This is a genomic window from Rhizobium sp. B21/90 (assembly GCF_019355815.1).
GTDB lineage: Bacteria > Pseudomonadota > Alphaproteobacteria > Rhizobiales > Rhizobiaceae > Rhizobium > Rhizobium rhododendri.
Genome location: NZ_CP072162.1, coordinates 1,260,003 through 1,283,439 on the forward strand (window position 1 = coordinate 1,260,003; position 23,437 = coordinate 1,283,439).

Sequence of the window (23,437 nt, forward strand, 5' to 3'; positions counted from 1 at the left end):
TTGCTCCAAATCCTAAATCAATAGCCTCGCAGGGGTGCTGCGCTAGCGGATCAGGATGGCGCGGAAATCGTTGACGTTGGTGCCGGTCGGACCCGGGGCGAAGAGATCGCCGATAGCGTGAAAAGCCGACCAGGCATCGTTGTTGCGCAGGTGATCTGCGGGCACGATACCAGCCGCGCGCATGCGGACAGCGCTGCTGCCGTCCGCAAAGGCTCCCGCATTATTCTCGCTGCCGTCGATACCATCCGTATCGGCCGCCATGGCGTCGATGCCCTGAAAACCGTCGATATCGATGGCGAGAGACAGCAGGAATTCCGAGTTTCGGCCACCCTTGCCGTCGCCGGCCACCGTCACAGTCGTCTCGCCCCCTGAAAGAAGCACGACGGGTTTTGCGAACGGGCGATTGCGCGCTGCTATTTCGCGGGCAATGGCGGCATGCACACGGGCGGCCTCCCGGGCCTCGCCTTCTATCGCATCGGACAGAATGGCTGCTTCGATGCCGAAGGCGCGGGATGCGTTCGCGGCTGCTTCCAGCGATACGCCGGCCGAGGCGATTACGTGGACTTCGTTGCGCGCAAAGCGTGGATCGTCGGTCGCCGGTGCATCCGCTTGCGGGCTGGCGATGTGGGCGAGGACATTGGCGGGAAGGGCGAGAGAATATTGCCGGATGAGGTCCAGGGCGTCGGCGCGGTCGCCTGCACCGGCAATCGTCGGGCCGGAGGCCACGAGCGCCGGGTTATCGCCGGGGATATCGGAGACGACAAGGGTGACGACCTTGGCGGGATAGGCGGCGACGGCAAGCCGACCGCCCTTGATGGTCGAGATATGCTTGCGGATTGTGTTCATGACGGAGATCGGCGCGCCGGATGCGAGGAGGGCGCGGTTGACGGCAATCTCGTCGTCAAGCGTCAGCCCTCCGGCCGGAGAAGGCAGCAGCGCCGACCCGCCTCCCGATATCAGCGCAATCACCAGATCGTCGGCACTCAACCCCTGCACCAGACGCAGCAGCCGCGTTGCGGCATCGAGCCCTGATCGATCGGGGACCGGGTGCGAGGCTTCGACGATTTCGATGCGCTCGCAGGCAACGGCAAAGCCGTAGCGTGTGACGACGAGCCCCTCCAGCGGTCCGTCCCAGCAGCTATCCAGCGCTGCGGCCATCTGCGCCGAGCCCTTGCCTGCGCCGATGACGATGGTTCGGCCTTTCGGCTGCCGTGGAAGATGGCGGCGGATGCCGGCCAGTGGATCGGCCGCAGCGACGGCCGCATCGAACAGGGCTGTGAGAAAGGCGCGGGGATCGGTGACGGTCATGGTTGTCTGCCTGATGTCGTTAACACGGGCATGAACCAACACCGCTCGCGTTGCAAGCCTCAACGGCGGGGTGGACGCAAGGACGGCGATTGTTTCCCTGACGCGAAATGCCTATCTGTTTCGCATCGACAGGTGAATTGCAGGTAGGGGTTTCCGACATGGTTGAGTTGAAGGGCAAGGAACGGCAGACGGGCGCGAGGGCCGTGCTTGGTCGTACCGGATTTCCGCAGGTGACGTCGGTCACCGGCGGCAAGATCAACGTGGTGACGGCGCCGTCGCAGGTCGGCTTCAACCCGCTCGACCTGCTCTACGCATCGCTGTCCGCCTGCCTCGTGCTCAGCGCCCGCATGGCCGCAGGACAGATGGGCGTGCTGGACAAGCTATCCGAAGTGACGGCCGAGGTAACGGGGCAGAAGGCAGCCTCGGGCGTGTCGCGCGTCGAGACGTTCCACATCGTCTTCACCATTAAGGGCGACTTCGACGACAAAACCCGTAACGCCATCGCTCACGCCGCCGAAGGCGAGATCTGCACCGTCAGCAACACCATCCGCGGCAATCCCGAATTTTCAACGGTGGTGGTTGGGTAGGCCCATTAGCGGGGCGGCATCACAAAACCCTCAAGGAAGGGGCCAAGTTCGGGATCGATGTCGATCTTGACGGTGTTGTTGAAGATCGCCGTGGCGATCATGATGCCCCCGAAGGCGACGAGGTTGACCAGCGTCGGCTCATCGTAGCGGGCTTTGAGGCGGGCCCAGAGGTCGTCGGGAATGGCGTTGGAGTCCGCGACCATTGCTTGGCCGAAGGCGATCAGCGTGGCCTCATCTGGGCTTGGCTCTATCGTCTCGGGTTTCAGGCCGGCATTGATCAGCGCGCGACGGAAAAAGCCGACGGGGATGATGGAGCGGCACTCGATGGCGATTGCCTGGCAGAAGAGCCATACGGCGCGGTCGTCGAGATCGGGGCGCAGCTCTTCGCGGAGGGTAAACCATTCAGCATAGATGCGGTGGGCCACAGGCGAATGCAGCAGCGTCCGCTTCATGTTGGTCATCCGGCCGCGAAGGATCACCTCGCGGTCATGCTCGGCGCGGGCCTTATCGGATGCTGTGGCGTAGTCGAAGTGTGACAGATGGCTCATCGGTGCTGCTCTCGGAGGGATCGCACTCTTTTTGCCGATTTCCGCAACTCTGTCACTCCGCGGCTTCCGAAACAGCCGGAAAGAAACGATTTTCCGGGCGTGGCAGGCCGAGATGGTCGCGCAGGGTGGTGCCTTCGTATTCCTTTCGGAAAAGACCGCGCCGCTGCAACTCCGGCACCAGGCGGTCGGCGACATCGTCGAGCCCCTGCGGCAGGAAGGGGAAAACCACGTTGAAGCCGTCCGACCCCTCTTCCGACAGCCATGTTTCCATTTCGTCGGCAATGGTCTCGGGCGTGCCGACGAAGGCCAGTCCGCCGTAGCCGCCCAGCCGCTGGGCAAGCTGGCGGACGGTCAGGTTTTCCTGCTCGGCCATACGGATCGCTTGTTCGCGGCCGCTCTTGCTGGCGTTGGTTTCGGGTATTTGCGGCAGAGGGGCGTCGGGGTCGAACTTCGAGGCGTCGTGGCCGAGCGAGATCGACAGCGAGGCGATGGCGCTGTCGTAATGCACCAGACTGTCGAGGCGGGCCCGCTTGGCGCGCGCCTCCTCGACGCTGTCGCCAACGACGACAAAGGCGGCCGGCAGGATTTTCAGGTGGTCCCGGTTGCGGCCGACGCGAGGCATGCGGCCCTTTATATCGGCATAGAGCGACTTTGCGGTCTTGAGATCGCGGGGTGCTGCAAATACCACCTCGGCGGTCTCGGCTGCCAGTTGCTTGCCGGGCTCCGACTGGCCGGCCTGGACGATGACCGGCCAGCCCTGCGGCGTCCGGGCAATGTTGAGCGGGCCGCGCACGGAGAGACTTTCGCCCTTGTGGTCGAGCACGTGCATCTTTTCCGGGTCGAAGAAGATGCCGGTTTCGGTGTCACGGACGAAGGCGTCGTCGGCAAAGCTGTCCCAAAGGCCGGTGACGACGTCATAGAATTCGCGCGCCCGGCGATAGCGCTCGTCGTGCTCGACATGATCCTCGAGACCGAAGTTGAGGGCGGCATCGGGGTTGGACGTGGTGACGATATTCCAGCCGGCGCGTCCGCCGCTGATATGGTCGAGCGAGGCGAAGCGCCGGGCGATATGATAGGGCTGCTCGAAGGTGGTGGAGGCGGTGGCGACAAGGCCGATCTTCTCGGTGACCGCAGCCAGTGCCGAGAGCAGCGTGAACGGCTCGAACGATGTCACCGTATGGCTGCGCTTCAGGGCCTCGATGGGCATGTTGAGGACGGCCAGATGATCGGCCATGAAGAAGGCGTCGAACTTGGCGGCTTCGAGTTTCCGGGCAAAACTCTTGATGTGCCTGAAGTTGAAATTGGCATCCGGATAGGCTCCGGGGTAGCGCCAGGCGCCGGTGTGCAGGCTGACAGGACGCATGAAAGCGCCGAGCTTCATTTGCTTCTGGCCGGACATCAGGGGATCCTTTTCAAATTCTCTTGGCACCGCTTGACTGCGATGCAGCAAAACCATGACTTGAGATGGGGATGCCTTCGTATCAATCAACGGCCGGGAGCTAGAAGTGGCGCGTCGAAAATACATAGGTGACCAATCTTTTTTGGTTGTTCGCCTTTTCCGTGCGGCCAATTGGGAATAGACCAAGCTTTCAAGCCTCGGGGACACCAATCCATGCATGAGAAAGACATCGCAGATATTACCGCATGGCTGATGCAGCGAGGTCTGAAGGGCGCGACTGAAATCGATCTTTTGAGCGGCTTCTGCGAGGCCTGTCGCCGAAGCGGGCTGCAACTTAGTCGCGGCATGGCGCTGATGGACACGTTGCATCCGGTCTACGAAGGTCGCGTGTTTCGCTGGGACAGCACCGAGGTCATCGAGCCTGTGTTCGAATATGGCTCCACCAACCAGGGTATCGCTGCGGAAAACTGGCTGAAATCGGCGTTTTACTATCTGCAGGAAACCATGACATCGGAAGTTCGCCGCCGAATAGGCTTTGGCGATCCTGTCGATTTTTACACGCTCGATGTCTTGAAGGAGGCGGGCGTTACGGACTTCATCGCCTTTGCCCACCCATTCGAAGACGCCGGTACGATCGGCGACATGGACTGTTTCTTCGCGCATTTCGCCACTGCCGACAAGGATGGCTTCGTGGACGACGATATCGCCACACTGCGCCGGCTGGTGCCTGCGCTCGCGCTGGCGATCAAGTGCACCGCGCTCGACCGGATTGCCCGCACGATCGCCGAGGTCTATCTCGGCGAAGACGCGGCGCAGCATGTGCTCGGCGGCAAGATCACGCGCGGCAAGACGGAGCGCATCTCGGCGGCCCTTTGGTTTTCAGATCTCGCCAACTATACGCGCATCTCGGATACGGCGGAGCCCGACGAGATCATCCCGATGCTGAACGACTACGCCGACGCCGTCATCTCGTCGATCCACGAGGCGGGCGGCAACGTGCTGAAGCTGATCGGTGACGGCACGCTGGCGATCTTCAAGGCGCGTGACGAACGCGATGCCTGTGCGGCGGCCCTCAAGGCAGAATCGCTGCTGCGGGAGCGTTTGCGCAATCTCAATGCCCAGCGGCAGGTCGAGGGCAGGCCGGTGACGGAGATCTATCTCGGCCTGCATATCGGCGAGGTGTTCTACGGAAATATCGGCAGCCAAGACCGGCTTGATTTCACCGTCATCGGGCCGGCGGTGAACGAGGTCAGCCGCATCGCCTCGATGTGCCATTCCGTCGACCGCGACGTGCTGATGTCGTCGAACTTCGTTGCAGCGGCAGAGGTCTCGCAGCGCAACGATCTCGTCTCCGTCGGCCGCTACGCGTTGCGGGGCGTAAAGCGGGCGCAGGAACTGTTCACGCTGATGCACGCTGCCTGAGCGGCTTCAGCGCTTGCCGGCGGCAAACATCGGACCGCCCTTGTGAGGCGGGAAGCCGTAGCCGTTGATCATCACCAGATCGATGTCGCCCGGGCGGGCGGCAACACCACGTTCGAGCAAGGCTTTGCCTTCGTCGGCCATCGCCCGCAATAGCCGTGCGACGATTTCGTCCGACGAAAAACTGCGCGGGGTGATGCTTTTTTCGGCCCGCACCCGCTCGATCAACGCTGTCACTTCGGGATCGACGGTCCGCTTGCCGTCCGGGTAGGCATACCAGCCGCGTCCGGACTTCTGGCCAAATCGGCCGGCCTCGCAAAGCCGGTCGGCAATGGGGACGTAGCGCTCATCCGCATTGCGCGTTGCTGCCTGACGCTTGCGGCGGGCCCAGGCGATTTCGAGGCCTGCCATGTCGTAGACGGCAAAGAGCCCCATGGGAAAGCCGTAGGCTTCGAGCGCTGCGTCGATCTCGTGGGGCAGCGCGCCATCCTCGAGCATGAACTCGGCCTCCCGGCGGTAGGCGGAAAAGACGCTGTTGCCGATGAAGCCTTCGGTGACGCCGCAGACGACCGGCAGCTTGCCGAGGCGCTTGGCAAAGGCCAGGGCACTGGCCAGCGCATCCGGTGCCGTCTCCGCGCAATTCACCACTTCCACCAGCCGCATGATATTGGCGGGGGAGAAGAAGTGCAGGCCGAGGATTCGATGTGGATGAAGCGTTTCTGCGGCAATGGCGTCGGGATCGAGATAACTGGTGTTGGTGGCAAGGATGGCATCTGCGCGGACGATGCCATCGAGCCGCTGGAACAGCGCCGTCTTGACCGCCATGTCGTCGAACACAGCCTCGATGACAAGATCGGCATCGGCGAGCGCCGTCATGTCGCTGGTGACGGTCAGGCGGCTCAGCTGATCGGCAAGGCCGTTGGCGTCGAGACGGCCGGTCTGCACCGCCTTTTGCAGCGTGGCTGCGATGCGCTCGCGACCTTTGTCAGCGGCGTCTTCGGTCTGCTCTACGGCGACGACCCAGAAGCCGGCGCCAAGCGTCGCCACCGCAATGCCGGAGCCCATGAGGCCGGTGCCGACGATCCCGACGGTCTCGATGCTGCGGGGCGCTAGGCCTGCGAGCCCATCGACCTTGCCGGCGGCGCGCTCGGCGAAGAAGACATGGCGGAGGGCTGCCGATTGCTCGGAGTCGCGCAAGCCAAGGAATGTCGCGCGTTCGTCCGACAGGCCATCGGCAAGGGTTGCGGAGGTGGCGAGCCTGACAAGCCGCACGGCTTCGACGGGTGCTGCCTGACCGCGGGATTTTCCGACGACCTTCGCCGCTGCAGCTTCGATCGCTGCGATGTCCTGTTGCTGAACGACCAGTTGACCGGTGCGCCGGAGCGCAGTTCCGGCAAGCGTTTGTACCATGGCAATCGCCGCTGACCGCTCGTCGGCATCGGTGGCATCGGCAAGACCGAGCGATGCTGCTTCCGCAGCCTTGACCACCCGCCCGGTTCCGATGAGCTCGAGAGCCGCAACCGTGCCGATGAGCCTTGGAAGACGCTGGGTACCGCCGGCGCCGGGCACCAGGCCGAGTTTGACCTCCGGCAGTCCGAAGCTGGCGTTTGGGTTAGCGATTCGGGCGTGGCAGGCGAGGGCGATTTCGCAGCCGCCGCCCAGTGCCGCGCCGTTGACGGCAGCAACAACAGGCTTTTCAAAAGCTTCGATGCGATTGATGAGATCTGGCAGATGGGGCTCGATCGATGGCTTGCCGAACTCCCTGATATCGGCGCCGCCGACGAATGTGCGACCGGCGCCGGTGACGACGATGCCGCCAATCGACGCCGTCGCCGCTGCGTGATCCAGCGCTGCCATGATGCCGGCGCGCACGTGGCTCGACATGGCGTTGACCGGCGGGTTGTCGAGGGTGACAACCAGCACGGCGTCCGATGTCTCGCCCGAGACGCTCTCCGAAAAGATGATTGCCGACATCGCCGCTCTCCTATTCCGGAACGACGGCGGTAGCCTGGATCTCGATCTTGGCGCGGTCCTCGACGAGGCCGACGACCTGCACTGCAGCCATCGCCGGAAAATGCCGGCCGATGATGTCGCGGTAGGCTTGGCCAACGCCCTTGAGGTTGGCGAGGTATTCGGCCTTGTCCGTGAAATACCAGGTCATGGACGTGATGTGCTGTGGCCCGGCACCGCCTTCGGCGAGGATGGCGACGATGTTGGAAAGCGTCTGGCGAACCTGATCGACGAAATCGTCGCTTTCGAACTCGCAAGCGGCATTCCAGCCGATCTGGCCGCCGACGAATACCGTGCGACCAGTCGCGGCGACACCGTTGGCGTATCCGATCGGCTTGGCCCAGCCCTCAGGCTGCAGGATCGTGTGCATCGGTCTTCTCCAGATGGTGTTCCAGCGCGGCCCTGATGTCGTCCGGCCAGGCAAGCGATTGCTGTGTGTCGAGGTTCGTGGCAACGACGCGGTGGGTGGCGGTCCAGAGGATCTTGCCCCTGGCCGAAACCTGATGCTCGAGATCGAGGGAGGCGCGGCCGATGCGGCGGACGATCACGACGAATTCCAGGTCGTCGCCCTGAAAACCCGGTGACGAGAAGGTCAGGTCGAGGCGGACGGTCGGCACACCGATCCGCCGCTCTTCGATCATCGTCTTCCAGGGAAAACCGAGCGCTGCGAAATAGTCCTCGAGAACACCGACGAGGATGTTCAGGTAGGACGGGAAATATGCAATCCCGGAGGGATCGCAATCGCCGAAGCGCAACGGTCTTGTCGTCTTGAATGCCACGACAGCCTCAGTTCGCGAAGGCGGCAATGCCGGTGATGGCACGGCCGAGGATCAGGGCATGGATATCGTGGGTGCCCTCATAGGTGTTGACCACTTCGAGGTTGACCATGTGGCGGATGATGCCGAACTCGTCGGAAATGCCGTTGCCGCCGAGCATGTCGCGGGCGTTGCGGGCGATGTCGAGCGCCTTGCCGCAGGAGTTGCGCTTCAGGATCGAGGTCAGTTCGACAGGCGGATGGCCTTCCTCCTTCATCCGGCCGAGCCGCAGGCAACCTTGCAGGCCAAGTGCGATCTCCGTCGTCATGTCCGCGAGTTTCTTCTGGATCAGCTGGTTGGCGGCGAGCGGCCGGCCGAACTGATGCCGGTCGAGGACGTATTGGCGTGCCCTGGCGTAGCAATCCTCGGCAGCCCCGAGCGTGCCCCACGCGATGCCGTAGCGGGCCGAGTTCAGGCAGGTGAACGGGCCCTTGAGGCCGGTGACGTTGGGCAACAGGTTTTCTTCCGGCACGAAGACGTTGTCCATGACGATTTCGCCGGTGATCGAGGCGCGCAGGCCGACCTTGCCGTGGATGGCCGGTGCCGTCAGACCCTTCCAGCCCTTTTCGAGGATAAAGCCCCTGATGACGCCGTCCTCGGTCTTGCCCCAGACGACGAAGACGTCGGCAATCGGCGAGTTGGAAATCCAGATCTTCGATCCAGTCAGCTGGTAGCCGCCGTCGACCTTTTTCGCGCGGGTGGCCATCGAGCCGGGGTCGGAGCCGTGGTTCGGTTCCGTCAGGCCGAAGCAGCCGATCCACTCGCCGGTGGCAAGCTTCGGCAGGTACTTCTGCTTCTGGTCTTCCGAGCCGAAAGCATCGATCGGCACCATTACCAGCGAGGACTGTACCGACATCATCGAGCGATAGCCGCTATCGACGCGCTCGACCTCGCGGGCGATCAGGCCGTACGCGACATAGCCGAGGCCGGAGCCGCCGTATTCGGGTGCGATGGTCGGGCCGAGCAGGCCGAGTTCGCCCATTTCGCGGAAGATCGCCGGGTCTGTCTTTTCATGGCGAAATGCTTCCAGCACGCGCGGCGCCAGCTTGTCCTGCGCATAGGCACGTGCGGTGTCGTGGACCATGCGCTCGTCGTCGGTCAGCTGGTCCTGCAGACGGAAAGGGTCGGCCCAGTCGAATATCTCGCGGCTATGCGCCATTGGTTTCTCTCCCATCACTTTGATTTCAGCAGTTCGCGCGCGACGATCAGCTTCTGCACTTCGGTCGCACCTTCGTAGATGCGCAGCGCGCGGATCTCGCGGTAGAGTTTCTCGGTTATCTCGCCCGTTTTCACGCCGCGCCCGCCAAACAGCTGGACGGCGCGATCTATCACGACTTGCGCTGTCTCCGTTGCCGTCATCTTGGCCATCGCCGCCTCGCGCGTCGTCGGCAGCTGCTGCACGTCACGACGCCAGGCGGCGCGGTAGGTCAGAAGAGCCGCCGCATCGATGCCGGTCGCCATATCGCCGAGCGCTGCCTGCGTCAACTGGAGGTCGGCAAGCCTGGCGCCGAACATCGGGCGCTCCTGGACATGAACGAGCGTTTCATCCAGGGCCCGGCGCGCAAAGCCGAGGGCGGCGGCTGCCACCGAGGCGCGGAAGATATCGAGGGTGCGCATGGCGATCTTGAAGCCTTCGCCGGGTGTGCCCAGGCGTCGCGATGCCGGGATGCGGCACGCGTCGAAGCGTATCGTTGCCAGCGGATGCGGCGCGATCACCTCGATACGTTCTGTGACCGAAAAGCCGGGGTCGTCGGCAAAGACCACGAAGGCAGAGATACCGCGCGTGCCCGGTGCTTCGCCGGTGCGGGCAAAAACGGTGTAGACATCGGCGATGCCACCGTTGGAAATCCAGGTCTTCTCGCCATCGAGAATGTAGTGGTCGCCTTCCAGGCGGGCGGCACAGGCCATCGCGGCGACATCGGAGCCGGCATCCTTTTCCGACAAAGCGAAGGCCGCCAGCCATTCGCCGGAGCGGACTTTCGGTAATACGGCCGACCGCAATTCCCCGGAGCCGGACAGGCCGATGGCGCCGGTGCCGAGGCCTTGCATGGCGAAGGCGAAATCGGCCAGTCCATCGTGCCAGGCGAGCGTTTCGCGGGCGAGGCAGACGCTGCGGGAATCGATCGGCGTCGGGTCGTCGGGCGCACTGACGGCGGCTTCCAGTAGGCCGGCATCGCCAAGTGCGCGTACCAGCTTGCGGCAGGCGCCGTCGACATCGGTGTGATCGATGGCAGCCATCGGTGTCGATGCGGCGAAGGCATCGAGCCGTTCGGCGAACTGCCGATGACGGGCGTCGAAGAACGGCCAGTCGAGATGGTCGCGGGTCGGTCCTTTCAGGGCGGCTACCGGCTGCATCGCCTAGTCTCCCTTGAATTCCGGCCGGCGCTTTTCGGCGAAGGCCTCGAATGCGCGGCGGAAATCCTGTGTCGCCATGCAGATCGCCTGGGCCTGGGCTTCCGCATCGATCATCTCGTCGATGCCCATCGCCCATTCCTGGTTCAGCATGGTCTTGGTCATGCCATGCGCAAACCAAGGGCCATCGGCGATCGAGCGGGCGAGCTTGGTGGCTTCGGTCTCAAGATCGGCGCTCGCATGAAGGGCATTGTAGAACCCCCAGGCATGGCCTTCCGTCGACGACATGGAGCGGCCGGTATAGAGCAATTCGGCGGCACGGCCCTGGCCGATGATGCGCGGCAGCATTCCGCAGGCACCCATGTCGGCGCCGGCAAGCCCAACGCGGGTAAACAGGAAGGCGGTCTTGGCCTCCGGCGTCGCCACGCGCAAATCGGACGCCATGGCGAGGATCGCGCCGGCACCTGCGCAGATCCCATCGACGGCGGCGATGATCTGTTGCGGGCATTTGCGCATCGCCTTGACGAGATCGCCGGTCATGCGTGTGAAGGCCAGCAGCTCGGGCATGGCCATGCGTGTCAACGGCTCGATGATCTCGAACACGTCGCCGCCTGAGGAGAAATTGCCGCCGGCACCTGTGATGACGATGGTTCTGACGTCGGAGGCATAGGCGAGGTCGCGAAAGAGATCGCGCAGCTCGGCGTAGCTGTCGAAGGTCAGCGGGTTCTTGCGTTCCGGGCGATTCAGCCGCAGCAATGCCACCCGTCCGTCTTCGCTGACATCCCAGAGGAAGGTCTTCGGCCGATAGTCCCTGAAGGGGCGCAGATGGCCCTGCATCGTCATGTCGCGCTCGCTCATCCCGTTAGAACCTCCCCGCCTGCGACGGCGATTGCCTGGCCGTTGATAGACGCGCTACCGGGCAAGGCCAGCCATATCACGGTGTCCGCAACTTCCTCGGGTCTCACCAGCCGCCCCTGCGGATTGGATCTGGTGAATTCCGCTTTCGCCTGTTCGCGCGTTCGGCCGGTCTTCTCGACGATCCTTTCGATTGACTGCTCGAGGATCGGCGTATCCGTGAAGCCGGGGCAGACCGCGTTGACGGTGATGCCAGTCCTGGCAAGCTCGACCGCCAGCGATCGGGTGAGCCCGATCACGCCGTGCTTGGCGGCGGTGTAGGCCGAAATATAGCCATAGCCGGTGAGGCCGGCGGTCGAGGCGATGTTGATGATACGGGCGCCTTGCCCATGGGCGCGCAAATCCGTCATTGCCGCTTGCGTCACCAGGAATACACCAGTCAGGTCGACAGCGATGACCCGCGACCACATCTCGAGGCTGGTCTTTTCGAAGGGCGCGCTCGGGGCCTCGCCGGCATTGTTGACCAGGATATCGACCGGACCGAATTTAGCCTTCGCGGCTGCAAAGCCTGCGGCGATGGCGTCTGCGCTGGTGACGTCGAAGCCGTCCGCAACGAAGGTCGCCACGCCAAGTTCGGAGGCCAGCGCCTGCAGCGGCTCCAGCCGCCGGCCGGCGAGCGTCACGTTGGCACCCTCGGCGGACAGAGCACGAGCAATCGCCGCACCGATGCCGCTTCCGGCTCCGGTGACGAGCGCATGGCGGCCGCCAAGTCTGCCCGAATGGGTCATGTCAGGCTCTCACTTGGCCGGCGCGGCGGGAACCGCACGGGCGAGATTGTTTTCATACTGCGATTTGGCCGACTGGTACTGTTTTGGCCAGGGAATGGAAGTGATGCCGATTTTTGCGGCCTCATGCAATGACCAGGCGGCATCGGCGAGATGCGGCCGGGCGATGGCGCAGAGATCGGCGCGACCGGCCGAGATGATGGAATTGGCATGATCGGCCTCCGAGATGGCGCCGACGGCGATCGTCGGAATGCCGATCTCGTTGCGGATCTTGTCGGAAAACGGCGTCTGGAACAGGCGGCCATAGACCGGCTTCTCCTCCTTCGATACCTGTCCCGAGGAGCAGTCGATCAGGTCGGCGCCGGCATCCTTGAACATCTGCGCAAAGATGGCTGCGTCTTCAGGCGTGTTGCCGCCGTCGGCCCAGTCGTTGCAGGAGAGACGCACGGAAATCGGCTTGTCGTCCGGCCAGACGGCACGGATGGCGGCAAAGATCTCCAGGGGATAGCGGGCGCGGTTTTCGTGGCTGCCGCCGTATTCGTCGGTGCGCTGGTTGGTCAGTGGCGACAGGAAGCTCGACAGCAGGTAGCCGTGGGCGCAGTGCAGCTCCAGCCAATCGGCGCCGGTGGTGACGGCAAGCTGCACCGAGCGGACGTGGTCGGCCTTGACGCGGTCCATGTCGGCGCGGTCCATCGCCTTCGGCACCTGGCTGTTTTTCAGGTAGGGAATGGCGGAGGCCGAGATCAGCGGCCAGTTGCCGTCGGTGAGCGGCTGGTCGATGCCGTCCCAGGCGAGCTTGGTCGAACCCTTGCGGCCGGCATGGCCGATCTGGATCCCGACCTTGGCATCGCCATTGCCGTGGATGAAATCGACGACTCGGCGCCAGCCGGCGGCCTGTTCCTCGTTCCAGAGACCGAGGCAGCCGGGCGTGATGCGCGCATCCGGAGAGACGCAGGTCATTTCGGCAAAGATCAGCCCGGCACCGCCCAGAGCGCGAGCGCCGAGGTGAACCAGGTGAAAGTCGTTAATCAAGCCGTCCTTTGCCGAATACATCGCCATCGGCGACACGACGAGGCGGTTCGGCAGGGTAATGTTGCGCAGGGTGAAGGGCGTGAACATCGGCGGCAGGCAGCGGCCGTTGCCCACCGTCAGCCCGGATTTCTCGGCAAACCAGCGCTCATAGCCTTCCAGCCAGTGCCTGTCGCGCAGCCGCAGGTTCTCGTGGCTGATGCGCTGCGAACGGGTCAGCATCGAATACATGAATTGTTCCGGCTCCAGCGCGTCGGCATAGCGGGTGCCGACGACTTCGAACCATTCCATCGCGTTGCGCGCGGCGTTCTGGATGCGGGCGACGTCGACCCGGCGGATCTCCTCGTAGGCATGCAGAACGGCCGGGATCTTGTCGGCGCTGTGCTCGTGGATCTCGAACTGGCGGGCTAGCTCGATGGCGTCGTCGATGGCAAGCTTTGTGCCGGAGCCGATGGCGAAATGTGCCGTGTGGGCGGCATCGCCCATCAGCACCACGTGCGAATTGCCGTTGAAATGGCTCCACTTGCCGCAGATCAGCCGGTTGAAATTCAGCCAGGCGCTGCCGCGCATGTGGCGGGCATTGGTCATCAGCGGCGCGCCGTCCAGCGCTTCGGCAAACAGGTCCTGACAGAAGTCGATCGAGGCCTGCTGTTCCATGGTGTCGAGATCGTGGGCCCGATAGGCCTCTTCCGTCGTCTCGATGATGAAGGTCGATGTGTTCTCGTCGAACTTGTAGATATGCGCCTGGAACCAGCCGTGATCCGTCTTGCGGAAATCGAAGGTGAAGGCATCGAACAGCTTGTTGGTGCCGAGCCAGATATAGCGGTTCGGCCGGGTGATCATGTCCGGCTGGAAGATCTCCGGATAATGGTTGCGGATCTTGGAGTTCAGCCCGTCGGAGCCGATGACGAGATCGGCGTCGGGGTAATCGAGGTCGGATGTTGCGTCGGTCTCGAAGATGAGCTCGACGCCCAGCGCCTCGCAGCGGCGCTGCAGGATGTTGAGGAGCTTCTTGCGGCCGATGCCGACAAAGCCATGGCCGGAGGTGCGCTGTTTCGTGCCCTTGAACCAGACTTCGATATCGTCCCAGTGATTGAAGGCGTCCTGTATCTCGGCGGCACTCTCCGGATCCCAGACCTTCATCGATTCCATCGTCGCGTCGGAAAACACCACGCCCCAGCCGAAGGTGTCGTAGGGCTTGTTGCGCTCGACGATGCGGATGGAATGGCCGGGATGCAGCTTCTTCATCAGCAGCCCGAAATAAAGCCCGGCCGGGCCGCCGCCGATACAAACGATTTTCATCGTGAATCCTTCCCTGTCATGTTGCAGGTCGCTGCGCGTCGCAAGTTATTTGAAGTTTAAAATATAAACGCAGCCTCTGGGCGTCAAGTCGCAATTGCGGGAAGTGACCGCCGGCCGCCCGATTTCCAGCGAAACCAGGCAGCCAAAGTGTCGCAGCCCTATTTCGCGGGGTCCTTGGGTGACCACAGGATCACCTTGGACTCCTTCTCGTAGGCCATGCCTTTGGGATAGCTGATGGCTTCGAGTTGCAGGCCCCAGGGGGCCTGGAAATACATGATCGTCTGCCCGGCAATCGGGCCGTCGTTCATCGGCACAGGCCCCATGCGGGTGGCGATGCCCTTGCCGTCGAGATATTTTTTGGCGGCTCCGACATCGTCGACATAGAGGGCGATGTGGAAGGCGCCGATATCGCTGTTGCGGGCCTTGAGGTCGCGCTGGTCGGGGGCCTCGTACTGGAAGATCTCGATGTTGGAGCCGTAGCCGCAGCGCACCAGCGTCACCTGGTCGATCTTGGCCTTGGCATCGACGCCGACGAGGTCGGTCATCAGCGTGCCCTTGTCGTCGGAGATCGGGCCGAAGGACATGGCTTTTTCGCAGCCGACGACGCCGACGAAGAAGTCAAGCGCCTGCTTCATGTCGGGCACGGTGATGCCGGTGTGGTCGTGACCGCGCATGCCGGGTATGCCGTCGGCATACGCGATACCAGCGCTGGAGAGGGCAGTGGTCATGGCAAATGCGAAGGCCGTGATATGCTTCTTCATTTCTACGTTCCCCTGTTTGGCGGGCGTTTTCCGGAAGGCACCAGTCTTCCTCCGCCCCGAAGGCCCGCGGCCCCGGTGCGTATCTCATGGCTATGGCAAGCACATACTGCTCGGCCTAAGGTCAGGCCGAGTCCTCGTTTTCGCTGACGCGCCAGAGCCAGTCCGGGTCGACCTCGGGCAGTGGAATGGCGTCGAGTAGCAGGCGCGTATATTGGGAGGCGGGCGCGGCGAAGACGCGCTCACAGGGCCCTTCCTCGACGACGCGGCCCTGCCGCATCACGTAGACGCGGTCGCAGATGGCGCGGATGACGGAGAGATCGTGGCTGATGAAAGCCATCGATAGGCCAAGATCCGTCGAAAGCTCTTTCAGCAGGTTGAGTACCTGAGCCTGCGTAGAGACGTCGAGGCCCGAGACGATCTCGTCGGCAAGCACGAAATCCGGTTCCAGCAGCGCCGCCCTTGCAATGCCGATCCGCTGGCGCTGGCCGCCGGAGAGTTCGTGCGGATTGCGGTCGAGGCAGGCCTGCGGCAGCGTCACCCGATCGAGGATCGCAGCGACCTTGCGCTCGGCTTCACGCCGATCCCTGGCGACGCCGTGCAGCAGCAGCGGCTCGACGAGGATGCGACGGATCGAGTGGCGCGGATTGAGCGAGGCCATCGGATCCTGGAAGATCATCTGCATGCGGCGCCGCAACGGCCGCATCCTGGCATCCGGCAGACGTGTGATATCCGTCCCGTCGAAGCGGATCTCGCCGGCCGAGGTGTCGACCAGCCGCAACAGGGCCCGCCCGAGCGTCGTCTTGCCCGAACCGCTCTCGCCGACGATGCCAATGGTCTCGCCACGCTGGACGGCGATATCGATGCCGTGCAGCACTTTGACGCCATCGACATGACGGCCGGCCAATGTGCGCCGCCCGCCATAGGTGACCTCGAGGCCAGTGGCCGTGAGTAGGGGCTCAGACATGGCTGCGGCTCCCGTCGTGAAGGCCAATCTCGCGGCGGAGTTCTTCGAAGATTTCGGGCGGCACCGGCGTCAGGCCGGCGTTTGGACGGTCGTAGCGTGGCCCGGCTGCGATCAGGGCTTGCGTGTAAATGTGGCGCGGGGTCGACAGCACCTCGGCGGTACGACCTTCCTCGATGACCTTGCCAGCGTAGAGCAGGGTGACGCTGTCGCAGATCTGGGCGACGACGCCGAGGTCGTGGGTGACGAAGATGACGGCGGTGCCGTGCGCCTCCTGCAGGCGGCGGATCAGCCGCAGGATCTGCTTCTGCACGGTCACGTCGAGGGCCGTCGTCGGCTCGTCGGCGACGACAAGTTTAGGCTCCAGCGCGAAGGCGGCGGCAATCAGAACGCGCTGGCGCATGCCGCCGGAAAGTTCGTGCGGGTAGCAGCGCAGTACCCTTTCGGGATCGTGGATATGAACTTCTTCCAGCAGTTTTAGCGCCCGCTGAGCGGCCTCCTTCGACGACAGGCCGCGCTTCAGGCGAAGACCGTCGGTCAGTTGTGCCTCGATGCGGCGTCCCGGATTAAGGGCCGTCTGCGGATCCTGTGGAATCAGCGAGATCTCGCTGCCCATGATCGAGCGCAGTTCCTTCTGCGGCAACCGTAGCAAGTCACGGCCCTCGAAATTGATAAAGCCGCCGACGACGCGGACAGTGCGCGGAAGGATGCCGAGCAGCGCCTTGGCGATGGTCGATTTTCCGGCGCCACTTTCGCCAACGAGGCCCCGAACCTCGCCGCGCTCCAGCGTCAGCCCGACATCGCGCAGGATCGGCGCGCCGCCGTCGCGGTCGGAGACGGCGCTGAGGCCGGTTATCGAGAGAAGCGGCTGGGTCATCGGCGCATCACCGGGTCGAGGGCGCGGCGCAGGCCATCGCCGAGTTGGTTGAAGGCCAGCACAGTCGCAAATAGCGCCAGCAGCGGCGCCACCAATACCCACCAGCCGTCATGGATAATCTGCCGGCCCTCGGCGATCATGCCGCCCCAGGTTGGCGTGTCCGAGGAGACGGAAAGGCCGACAAAGGACAAGATGGCTTCGACGATGACCGCAATGCCCATTTCGAGGCTGACAAGCGCGATGAGGACGGGCGCCACATTCGGCAAAATTTCCGAGAACAGGATGCGCAGCCTGGAGAAGCCGATGGTGCGGGCGGCGGTGACGTAGTCCATCTGCGCCTGCGCCTGGGTTTCCGAGCGTACGACGCGGCAGAAGCGGGTCCAGTCGATGATGACGATGGCGGCAATGACCGAATGGACGCCCGAGCCGAACACGGCGACCAGAAGGATCGACAGCAGCACCGGCGGGAATGCCATCCAGATATCGACCAGCCGCGAGATGATACGGTCCGGCCACCCGCCGTACCAGCCGGCAAACAGGCCGAGCAAGGTGCCGATCAGTGCGGAAAGCCCGGCGGCCACGAAGGCAACGGTCAGGGCGATACGGGTGCCGAATATCATGCGCGACAGCACGTCGCGGCCGAGATCGTCGGTGCCGAGAAGGAAGTTCTGGTCGCCGCCATCCATCCAAGCGGGGGGCAGGGTGCCGGACATCAGGTCCTGCTCGAGCGGGTCCTTCGGGGCAATGAGGGGTGCGAAGACGGCAAGGATGACCAGCAAAAGGATAAAGCCGCCGCCCAGTAGGACTTTCGGCTCGCGAAGCAGGGCCAGCAGGCGTCTTGCGGAGCGTGACGGCGTTCTCGGCGCAGTGGATGCAACGATCTCAGCCATGAGCCAGCCTCGGATTGAAGGCCGCGACGAGCGCGTCGACCAGCAGGTTGATGACGATGAACAGCAGGCCGAAGACCAGCACCAGCCCCTGGATCAGCGGCAGGTCGCGATTAATGACGGCGTCGATCGCCATGTTGCCGATGCCCGGATAGGCAAAGATGCGCTCGACGATGACGGTGCCGCCGATGAGGAAGGTGAACTGCACGCCGGTCAGCGCAATGGTCGGTCCGACGGCATTGCGCAGCGCCTCCTGCAGCACCAGCCGCAGGTTGGACATGCCCTTCAGCCTTGCAAGCAGGATGTAGTCCTGCAGCATCGCCTCCGAAAGCGTTGCTTTCAGCACCCGGGCGACGATGGCGGCAAGCGGCAGGCCTAGAGCCAGCACGGGCATCACCATATGGGCGGCAACGTCGGCAAAGATCTGAAAGCGCAGGGTCACAAAGCTCTCGATCAGGTAGAAGGGTGTGTGGAACTGCGCGTCGATACTAGGATCGATGCGGCCCGACAGCGGAAACAGCGGAAAGGCAACGCCGAGGACCAGCACAAGGGCCAGCGCCCAGACGAAATCGGGGACGGCGAGGAAAAGCCCATTGAGGCTGTCGATGATCGGCTCGAGGATGGTACGGCGTACCAGTGTGCCAACAATCGCCACAAGACCACCGAGCAGGACTGCCAGCACCAGGGCGGCAAAGGCCAGCTCGAGGGTAGCCGGAAGCCGGTCGCCGAGCAGGCCGAGGACGCTGCGCTTCAGCGAGATCGAGGTGCCGAAATCACCGATCGCGACAGCCTTCAGCCACAGGCCAAACTGCACCGGAAGGCTGGCGTCGAGCCCGTAATGGGCGCGCATCGCGGCGATGTCGGCCGGTGTCGCGCCTGGCGAGATCATCATGGCAATCGGATCGCCGGGGACAACGCGCAAAAGCACGAAGACGATCAGCGCCACACCGAACAGCGTGACAAGGGCCATGACCAGGCGATTGAGAATGGCAATGGCTATCATGGATTATGGCTTCCGGCCCTCAGGCAGTGGCATAAGCCAATTCTCGGCCGCTTCCTGGTGAAAGTCACGGCGGCATCAGCCCTGGGCATCCTGCCACCTGTTGATCGTCGCAATAGGGGCACCGTTAGAGAACTCGATGCGTCTAGCCGTGATATCTCCCGCGCCCAAGGACTTGGGCGCACTGGATTCCTGTGACGAGCACAGGAGTGAGGGAGGATGGTCTGGTGCCGCCATAGGCTCATGTCGGTGCCCGTTCGATCGAATAAGGCTGAATTGGCCAATGAAGAGGAATTCATCTCCCCGCCGGCGGGAAGATGACCGAACGACTGATGAGTGGGCGCCTACGGATGTTCGGGACAAGGCACAGGTGTCGCTCGTCACTGTGGAAGTGCGTGGCGACCAACCCCCTCTGTCAGCTTGGCCGACATCTCCCCCACAACGGGGGAGATTAGCCCGTGGCTTGCGTCCAAACCTCTATCAGGCCTTCGCTACCTGTGCTGCTTGCAGGGCGCCCGAGACGTTCGGGGTGACCTTGACGCTCGATTTGTAGAGGATCGGCTGGGCATATTGCAGCAGCGGGATGACGTATCCCTCTTCGGCAATATACTTATCGACCGCCTTCCAGCCCGCGATGCGCTTGGCTTCGTCCTTTTCGCCCCAGAGCGGGTTGATCAGGTTGTCGACATCGTCCGTCTTCCAGCCCGAATGCGGCGATTTGCTGTACATTGCAAAGCCGGTCGAGGTCGTTGGATCGCCGATGGCATTGCCCCAGTTGTAGAAGGCGGCAGGACCGAGCTGGTGGGCGGCGCGAAGCTCATAGTGCTTGGCGATCTCGTAGACTTCTATTTCCGCTTCGATGCCGACCTTGCGCCACATGCCGACGATTGCCTGGATCATCTCGTAGTCCTTCGGCTTGAAGCCGCGGGTGGTCTTGATGGCAAACTTCACCGGCTTTTCTGGCGAGAAGCCGCTGGCCGCCAGAAGCTTCTTGGCACCTTCCGGATCGTAAGGCGTCTTGATCCCAGCATCGTAAGCCGAGTATTCTGGGGCCTCGAGCGTCGAGAGCGGTTTGCCGTAGCCGCGCAACAGACGCTTGATGATGGCTTCCTTGTCGATTGCCATGTTGGCGGCGAGGCGGACGTTCTTGTCGAGCATAGGGCCGACATTCGAGATGAAGATCATGCCGATGTCGGAGACAGGCGTGGCGACGCCGTCGAGGCCCTTCTTCTTCTTGAGACGGTCGAAATCCTCGTAGGGCACTTCCAGTGTCACGTCGGAGGAGCCGGATTCGATCTCGGCGACGCGGCTTGTCGTATCCGGGACGAATTTGTAAATGACCGTCTCGAAGGCTGGCTTGCCGCCGAAATAGTTCGGGTTTGCCTTGAGGCGCAGGAAGGAATTGCCCTCGTAGGCATCGACCATATACGGGCCCGTGCCGATCGGCTTCTTCTCGAAGCCCTCTGCGCCGACCTTGGTGTAATAATCCTTCGGCAGGACATAGCCTGTCAGGAAGGCCATCCACATGAAATAGGTCGGCTCGTAGCGAACGACGTCCCCGGTAATCCGGTTGCCCTCGATCTTGTAGTTGGTGGCAGTCGACCAGATGAAGGAGATGGGGTTGCCGCCCTTCTGGTCGCCGGCGCGGTTCAGCGACCAGACGACATCCTCCGGGGTGAATTTGGATCCATCGTGCCAGGTAACGCCTTCGCGGACGTCCATCCAGACTTTGGTCTTGTCGTCGTTCCAGCCCCATTTCGTCAAAAGGCCAGGCTGGAACTTCAGGTCCGGGCCCTGGCCGATGAACTGGTCGAAGACCGAGCGGTAGATCGCCTGGATCGTCGGATTGACGGCCGAGGGGCCTGTCGTCGGGTCGAAGGCCGGCAGGTTGACGTTGAATGCGATCGTTAGCGTATTCACATCGGCCGCCTCGACGACCGTCCGGCCAGCGAGAATGCCCGTGATGAAAGTAGCCGCGCCTAGGCTCAACGCCTGGCGCCGTGTCAGATGGTCCATGGTCACTCCGTTCCCCTGTTCAGCGGTAGATGACCTGTGGCCGGCCTGCCGCTGGCGATTTATTATCGGAATGTTTTAATCTTAAAATAACCATTGGGAAGCGCAAGCGGATTCTCTGGCGTTGTAGAAAAATAGCAGTGTCGGTCTCCATTTCCCGGAATCAGCCAGAGACCGCGCAAGATCAAGTTGAGCATAATGTATGCTTTTGCATATTTATTCGGCTCAGGTTGCTTTTACTTCGATCAAACGGGCGTGCGGTAACGCATGTTGATGGCTTCAGGCCATTTGCTGATTGACAGCCGGTCGAAGCGCAAAATATGCTTTTGCAAATGATTGAAGAAAACGCCTGACAAGGGCGAAGGGGAACTGAAATGGCTGAACGGTCTTTTGCCCGCGAAGTCGAGGACCTGAAGCTGGGGGAGGGCGACACCTTCCGCGGCGAGGGAATTCTCGCGATTACCAAGGCGTTGCTGCAGTCCGGCGTCTCCTATGTCGGCGGCTACCAAGGCTCGCCGATCTCGCATCTGATGGACGTGCTGGCCGACGCCAAGGATGTCATGGAGGATCTCGGCATCCATTTCGAGACATCGGCCTCGGAGGCAGCAGCGGCGGCGATGCTGTCCGCCTCGGTGATGTACCCGGTGCGCGGCGCCGTCACATGGAAGTCAACGGCCGGCACCAATGTTGCCTCGGACGCACTCTCCAACCTGTCGTCGGGCGGGGTGACCGGCGGCGCGCTGATCATCATTGGCGAGGATTACGGCGAGGGATCGTCGATCATGCAGGAGCGCAGCCATGCCTATGCGATGAAGTCGCAGATGTGGTTGCTCAATCCGCGCCCCAACCTGCCGTCGATCGTCGATGCTGTCGAAACCGGCTTCGAGCTTTCCGAAGCGTCCAATACACCCGTGATGCTGCAGGTCGGCATCCGCAGCTGCCATGTGCACGGCCAGTTCGAAGCAAAGAACAACAAGCGGCCGGAGTTCACGCTGCGCCAGGCGCTGGAAAATCCGGTCCGCGACGTCAACCGCATCGTCCTGCCGCCGGCAACCTTTGTCCATGAGAAGCAGAAGCTGGAGCAGCGCTGGCCGGCCGCCGTGGAGTTTATCAAGCGCCGCAAGCTCAACGAATATTTCGGTCCCAGCGAAGGCGATGTCGGCATCATCCTGTTGGGCGGCATGTATAATGGCGTCATGCGCTCGTTGCAGCAGCTTGGCCTTGCCGATGTCTATGGCAACTGTTCCGTGCCTCTGTACGTGCTCAACGTCGCCTATCCGCTGATCGATGACCAGCTGGCCGAATTCTGCGCCAGCAAAAAGGCCGTTTTGATGGTCGAGGAAGGCGCGCCGGAATATATCGAGCAGTCGCTGAACACGATCCTGCGCCGCCGCGACATCCAGACGCGGATCGCCGGCAAGGACACGCTGCCGATGGGTGGCGAATATACGACGCAGGTGCTGATGAAGGGCATCAAGACCTTCCTCGAGACCCATGCCCGCGTGCTGCTCGGCAACCAGCCGCCGCTGCCGGATCCGTCGCCCGTTCTCAACGACCCCAAGGTCAGGGCGCTCGCCGAAGTCGTGCCGCCGCGCCCGGCCGGCTTTTGCATCGGCTGTCCGGAGCGGCCGATCTTTGCGGCAATGAAGCTGGTCGAACAGGAGCTGGGCGAGCATCATGTCGCCGCCGATATCGGCTGTCACCTGTTCTCGATCCTGCCGCCTTTCAACATCGGCGGCACGACGATGGGTTATGGTCTCGGACCCGCCTCGGCCTCGGCCTTCAATGTCGAGGCCGACAAGCGCTCGATCTCGGTCATGGGCGACGGTGGCTTCTGGCACAACGGGCTGGCGACCTCAGTCGGCAATGCGGTGTTCAACAAGCAGGACGGCGTCATCCTCGTCGTCGACAATTTCTATTCGGCAGCCACTGGCGGCCAGGATATCCTGTCGTCGCGTGCGGACAATCCGCGGCGCAAGACCAACAACTCGATCGTCAATGCCGTCAAGGGCATCGGCGCCACCTGGGTGCGCCAGATCGACCGGACCTATGATGTCGCCAAGATGCGCGACACGTTTCGCGAGGCGCTGACGACCAAGGAGCCCGGCCCGAAGATCATCGTTGCCTCGTCGGAATGCATGCTCAACAAGCAGCGCCGGATCAAGCCGCTCTTCAACAAGGCGGTCAAGGACGGCAAGCGCATGGTCAAGGAGCGGTTCGGCGTCGACGAAGACATCTGCACCGGCGACCACGCCTGCATCCGTCTTTCCGGCTGCCCGTCGCTGTCGGTGAAACATACTGACGACCCGCTGAAGGACGATCCGGTCGCTGCCATCGACAACAGCTGCGTCGGCTGCGGCAATTGCGGCGAGGTGGCGGAGGCCGCCATCCTCTGTCCGTCGTTCTACCGCGCCGATATTATCCACAACCCGACCGGCTGGGACCGCTTTCTCGCCCGGATGCGCGGTGCCGTCATCGGCTGGATGCAGGCCCGCCGCAAGGCAAGCCGCATCGTCTTTGCAGATTGAG

General features: G+C 63.0%; 20 protein-coding genes. 3 read left to right on the forward strand and 17 right to left on the reverse strand.

The genetic code is table 11. The features are described from left to right. Positions 1–42 precede the first annotated feature (42 nt). A complete protein-coding gene (locus J5278_RS06020; protein WP_209184535.1) occupies positions 43–1,308 on the reverse strand; it encodes a glycerate kinase in 1,266 nt (421 codons plus the stop codon). A 158-nt stretch (positions 1,309–1,466) separates the two neighbouring features. Here J5278_RS06020 and J5278_RS06025 point away from each other — a divergent pair, with 158 nt between their 5' ends. Then, the gene (locus J5278_RS06025; protein ID WP_209184534.1) at positions 1,467–1,895 is read left to right on the forward strand and encodes an OsmC family protein; all 429 of its coding nucleotides are present in this window, start codon (positions 1,467–1,469) and stop codon (positions 1,893–1,895) included. A 5-nt stretch (positions 1,896–1,900) separates the two neighbouring features. Here J5278_RS06025 and J5278_RS06030 read toward each other — a convergent pair whose 3' ends face one another. Then, a complete protein-coding gene (locus J5278_RS06030) occupies positions 1,901–2,443 on the reverse strand; it encodes a carboxymuconolactone decarboxylase family protein (protein WP_209184533.1) in 543 nt (180 codons plus the stop codon). Positions 2,444–2,495: 52 nt separating this feature from the next. After that, positions 2,496–3,842, reverse strand: coding sequence for an LLM class flavin-dependent oxidoreductase (locus J5278_RS06035; RefSeq protein WP_209184532.1), 1,347 nt, complete (start codon positions 3,840–3,842; stop codon positions 2,496–2,498). A gap of 213 nt (positions 3,843–4,055) precedes the next feature. Here J5278_RS06035 and J5278_RS06040 point away from each other — a divergent pair, with 213 nt between their 5' ends. Beyond that, positions 4,056–5,264 (forward strand): adenylate/guanylate cyclase domain-containing protein, encoded by a 1,209-nt coding sequence (locus tag J5278_RS06040; protein WP_209184531.1) that lies wholly within the window; start codon positions 4,056–4,058, stop codon positions 5,262–5,264. Between the two features lie 6 nt (positions 5,265–5,270). Here the strand turns inward: J5278_RS06040 and J5278_RS06045 are convergent, their stop codons facing one another. The 14 genes from J5278_RS06045 to J5278_RS06110 form a co-directional block, all read right to left on the reverse strand. Then, positions 5,271–7,235 (reverse strand): 3-hydroxyacyl-CoA dehydrogenase NAD-binding domain-containing protein, encoded by a 1,965-nt coding sequence (locus tag J5278_RS06045; protein ID WP_209184530.1) that lies wholly within the window; start codon positions 7,233–7,235, stop codon positions 5,271–5,273. 10 nt (positions 7,236–7,245) lie between these two features. After that, positions 7,246–7,641 carry a RidA family protein gene (locus J5278_RS06050; protein ID WP_209184529.1) on the reverse strand — a complete coding sequence of 132 codons (396 nt, stop codon included), beginning with the start codon at positions 7,639–7,641 and terminating at the stop codon, positions 7,246–7,248. Further along, positions 7,619–8,050, reverse strand: a complete 432-nt coding sequence (locus J5278_RS06055; RefSeq protein WP_209184528.1) for a thioesterase family protein — start codon at positions 8,048–8,050, stop codon at positions 7,619–7,621. The genes J5278_RS06050 and J5278_RS06055 overlap by 23 nt, the downstream gene beginning before the upstream one ends. A 7-nt stretch (positions 8,051–8,057) precedes the next feature. Beyond that, positions 8,058–9,245, reverse strand: a complete 1,188-nt coding sequence (locus tag J5278_RS06060) for an acyl-CoA dehydrogenase (RefSeq protein ID WP_209184527.1) — start codon at positions 9,243–9,245, stop codon at positions 8,058–8,060. Between the two features lie 14 nt (positions 9,246–9,259). Then, positions 9,260–10,441 carry an acyl-CoA dehydrogenase family protein gene (locus J5278_RS06065; RefSeq protein ID WP_209184526.1) on the reverse strand — a complete coding sequence of 394 codons (1,182 nt, stop codon included), beginning with the start codon at positions 10,439–10,441 and terminating at the stop codon, positions 9,260–9,262. A 3-nt stretch (positions 10,442–10,444) separates the two neighbouring features. Next, complete coding sequence (locus J5278_RS06070) at positions 10,445–11,296, reverse strand: enoyl-CoA hydratase family protein (RefSeq protein ID WP_209184525.1); 852 nt, start codon at positions 11,294–11,296, stop codon at positions 10,445–10,447. After that, entirely contained in the window at positions 11,293–12,081 is a 789-nt protein-coding gene (locus tag J5278_RS06075; protein WP_209184524.1) for an SDR family NAD(P)-dependent oxidoreductase, read from the reverse strand. The genes J5278_RS06070 and J5278_RS06075 overlap by 4 nt, the downstream gene beginning before the upstream one ends. A 9-nt stretch (positions 12,082–12,090) precedes the next feature. Next, positions 12,091–14,409: a bifunctional salicylyl-CoA 5-hydroxylase/oxidoreductase gene (locus J5278_RS06080; protein WP_209184523.1), complete on the reverse strand. Its 2,319-nt coding sequence runs from the start codon at positions 14,407–14,409 to the stop codon at positions 12,091–12,093. A 158-nt stretch (positions 14,410–14,567) separates the two neighbouring features. Further along, positions 14,568–15,170: a VOC family protein gene (locus J5278_RS06085; RefSeq protein ID WP_374108261.1), complete on the reverse strand. Its 603-nt coding sequence runs from the start codon at positions 15,168–15,170 to the stop codon at positions 14,568–14,570. Between the two features lie 121 nt (positions 15,171–15,291). Then, positions 15,292–16,134, reverse strand: coding sequence for an ATP-binding cassette domain-containing protein (locus J5278_RS06090; protein WP_209184522.1), 843 nt, complete (start codon positions 16,132–16,134; stop codon positions 15,292–15,294). After that, the gene (locus tag J5278_RS06095; RefSeq protein WP_209184521.1) at positions 16,127–17,008 is read right to left on the reverse strand and encodes an ABC transporter ATP-binding protein; all 882 of its coding nucleotides are present in this window, start codon (positions 17,006–17,008) and stop codon (positions 16,127–16,129) included. Before J5278_RS06095 ends, J5278_RS06090 begins: the two co-directional genes overlap by 8 nt. Beyond that, positions 17,005–17,898, reverse strand: coding sequence for an ABC transporter permease (locus J5278_RS06100; RefSeq protein ID WP_209184520.1), 894 nt, complete (start codon positions 17,896–17,898; stop codon positions 17,005–17,007). The genes J5278_RS06095 and J5278_RS06100 overlap by 4 nt, the downstream gene beginning before the upstream one ends. Continuing rightward, the gene (locus J5278_RS06105; RefSeq protein WP_209187547.1) at positions 17,891–18,898 is read right to left on the reverse strand and encodes an ABC transporter permease; all 1,008 of its coding nucleotides are present in this window, start codon (positions 18,896–18,898) and stop codon (positions 17,891–17,893) included. Before J5278_RS06105 ends, J5278_RS06100 begins: the two co-directional genes overlap by 8 nt. A 477-nt stretch (positions 18,899–19,375) precedes the next feature. Further along, on the reverse strand, positions 19,376–20,911 hold the full coding sequence (locus tag J5278_RS06110; RefSeq protein ID WP_209184603.1) for an ABC transporter substrate-binding protein: 1,536 nt from the start codon (positions 20,909–20,911) through the stop codon (positions 19,376–19,378). 371 nt (positions 20,912–21,282) lie between these two features. Here J5278_RS06110 and J5278_RS06115 point away from each other — a divergent pair, with 371 nt between their 5' ends. Next, the gene (locus tag J5278_RS06115) at positions 21,283–23,436 is read left to right on the forward strand and encodes an indolepyruvate ferredoxin oxidoreductase subunit alpha (protein ID WP_209184518.1); all 2,154 of its coding nucleotides are present in this window, start codon (positions 21,283–21,285) and stop codon (positions 23,434–23,436) included. Position 23,437 lies beyond the last annotated feature (1 nt).

Bases quoted from the DNA above. Each gene is read 5' to 3' on its own strand.
- J5278_RS06105 (WP_209187547.1), bottom strand. From the start codon at position 18,898: ATGATAGCCATTGCCATTCTCAATCGCCTGGTCATGGCCCTTGTCACG.
- J5278_RS06035 (WP_209184532.1), bottom strand. From the start codon at position 3,842: ATGTCCGGCCAGAAGCAAATGAAGCTCGGCGCTTTCATGCGTCCTGTC.
- J5278_RS06115 (WP_209184518.1), top strand. From the start codon at position 21,283: ATGGCTGAACGGTCTTTTGCCCGCGAAGTCGAGGACCTGAAGCTGGGG.
- J5278_RS06020 (WP_209184535.1), bottom strand. From the start codon at position 1,308: ATGACCGTCACCGATCCCCGCGCCTTTCTCACAGCCCTGTTCGATGCG.
- J5278_RS06050 (WP_209184529.1), bottom strand. From the start codon at position 7,641: ATGCACACGATCCTGCAGCCTGAGGGCTGGGCCAAGCCGATCGGATAC.
- J5278_RS06080 (WP_209184523.1), bottom strand. From the start codon at position 14,409: ATGAAAATCGTTTGTATCGGCGGCGGCCCGGCCGGGCTTTATTTCGGG.
- J5278_RS06030 (WP_209184533.1), bottom strand. From the start codon at position 2,443: ATGAGCCATCTGTCACACTTCGACTACGCCACAGCATCCGATAAGGCC.
- J5278_RS06085 (WP_374108261.1), bottom strand. From the start codon at position 15,170: ATGAAGAAGCATATCACGGCCTTCGCATTTGCCATGACCACTGCCCTC.
- J5278_RS06040 (WP_209184531.1), top strand. From the start codon at position 4,056: ATGCATGAGAAAGACATCGCAGATATTACCGCATGGCTGATGCAGCGA.
- J5278_RS06070 (WP_209184525.1), bottom strand. From the start codon at position 11,296: ATGAGCGAGCGCGACATGACGATGCAGGGCCATCTGCGCCCCTTCAGG.
- J5278_RS06090 (WP_209184522.1), bottom strand. From the start codon at position 16,134: ATGTCTGAGCCCCTACTCACGGCCACTGGCCTCGAGGTCACCTATGGC.
- J5278_RS06060 (WP_209184527.1), bottom strand. From the start codon at position 9,245: ATGGCGCATAGCCGCGAGATATTCGACTGGGCCGACCCTTTCCGTCTG.
- J5278_RS06100 (WP_209184520.1), bottom strand. From the start codon at position 17,898: ATGGCTGAGATCGTTGCATCCACTGCGCCGAGAACGCCGTCACGCTCC.
- J5278_RS06025 (WP_209184534.1), top strand. From the start codon at position 1,467: ATGGTTGAGTTGAAGGGCAAGGAACGGCAGACGGGCGCGAGGGCCGTG.
- J5278_RS06095 (WP_209184521.1), bottom strand. From the start codon at position 17,008: ATGACCCAGCCGCTTCTCTCGATAACCGGCCTCAGCGCCGTCTCCGAC.
- J5278_RS06045 (WP_209184530.1), bottom strand. From the start codon at position 7,235: ATGTCGGCAATCATCTTTTCGGAGAGCGTCTCGGGCGAGACATCGGAC.
- J5278_RS06075 (WP_209184524.1), bottom strand. From the start codon at position 12,081: ATGACCCATTCGGGCAGACTTGGCGGCCGCCATGCGCTCGTCACCGGA.
- J5278_RS06065 (WP_209184526.1), bottom strand. From the start codon at position 10,441: ATGCAGCCGGTAGCCGCCCTGAAAGGACCGACCCGCGACCATCTCGAC.
- J5278_RS06110 (WP_209184603.1), bottom strand. From the start codon at position 20,911: ATGGACCATCTGACACGGCGCCAGGCGTTGAGCCTAGGCGCGGCTACT.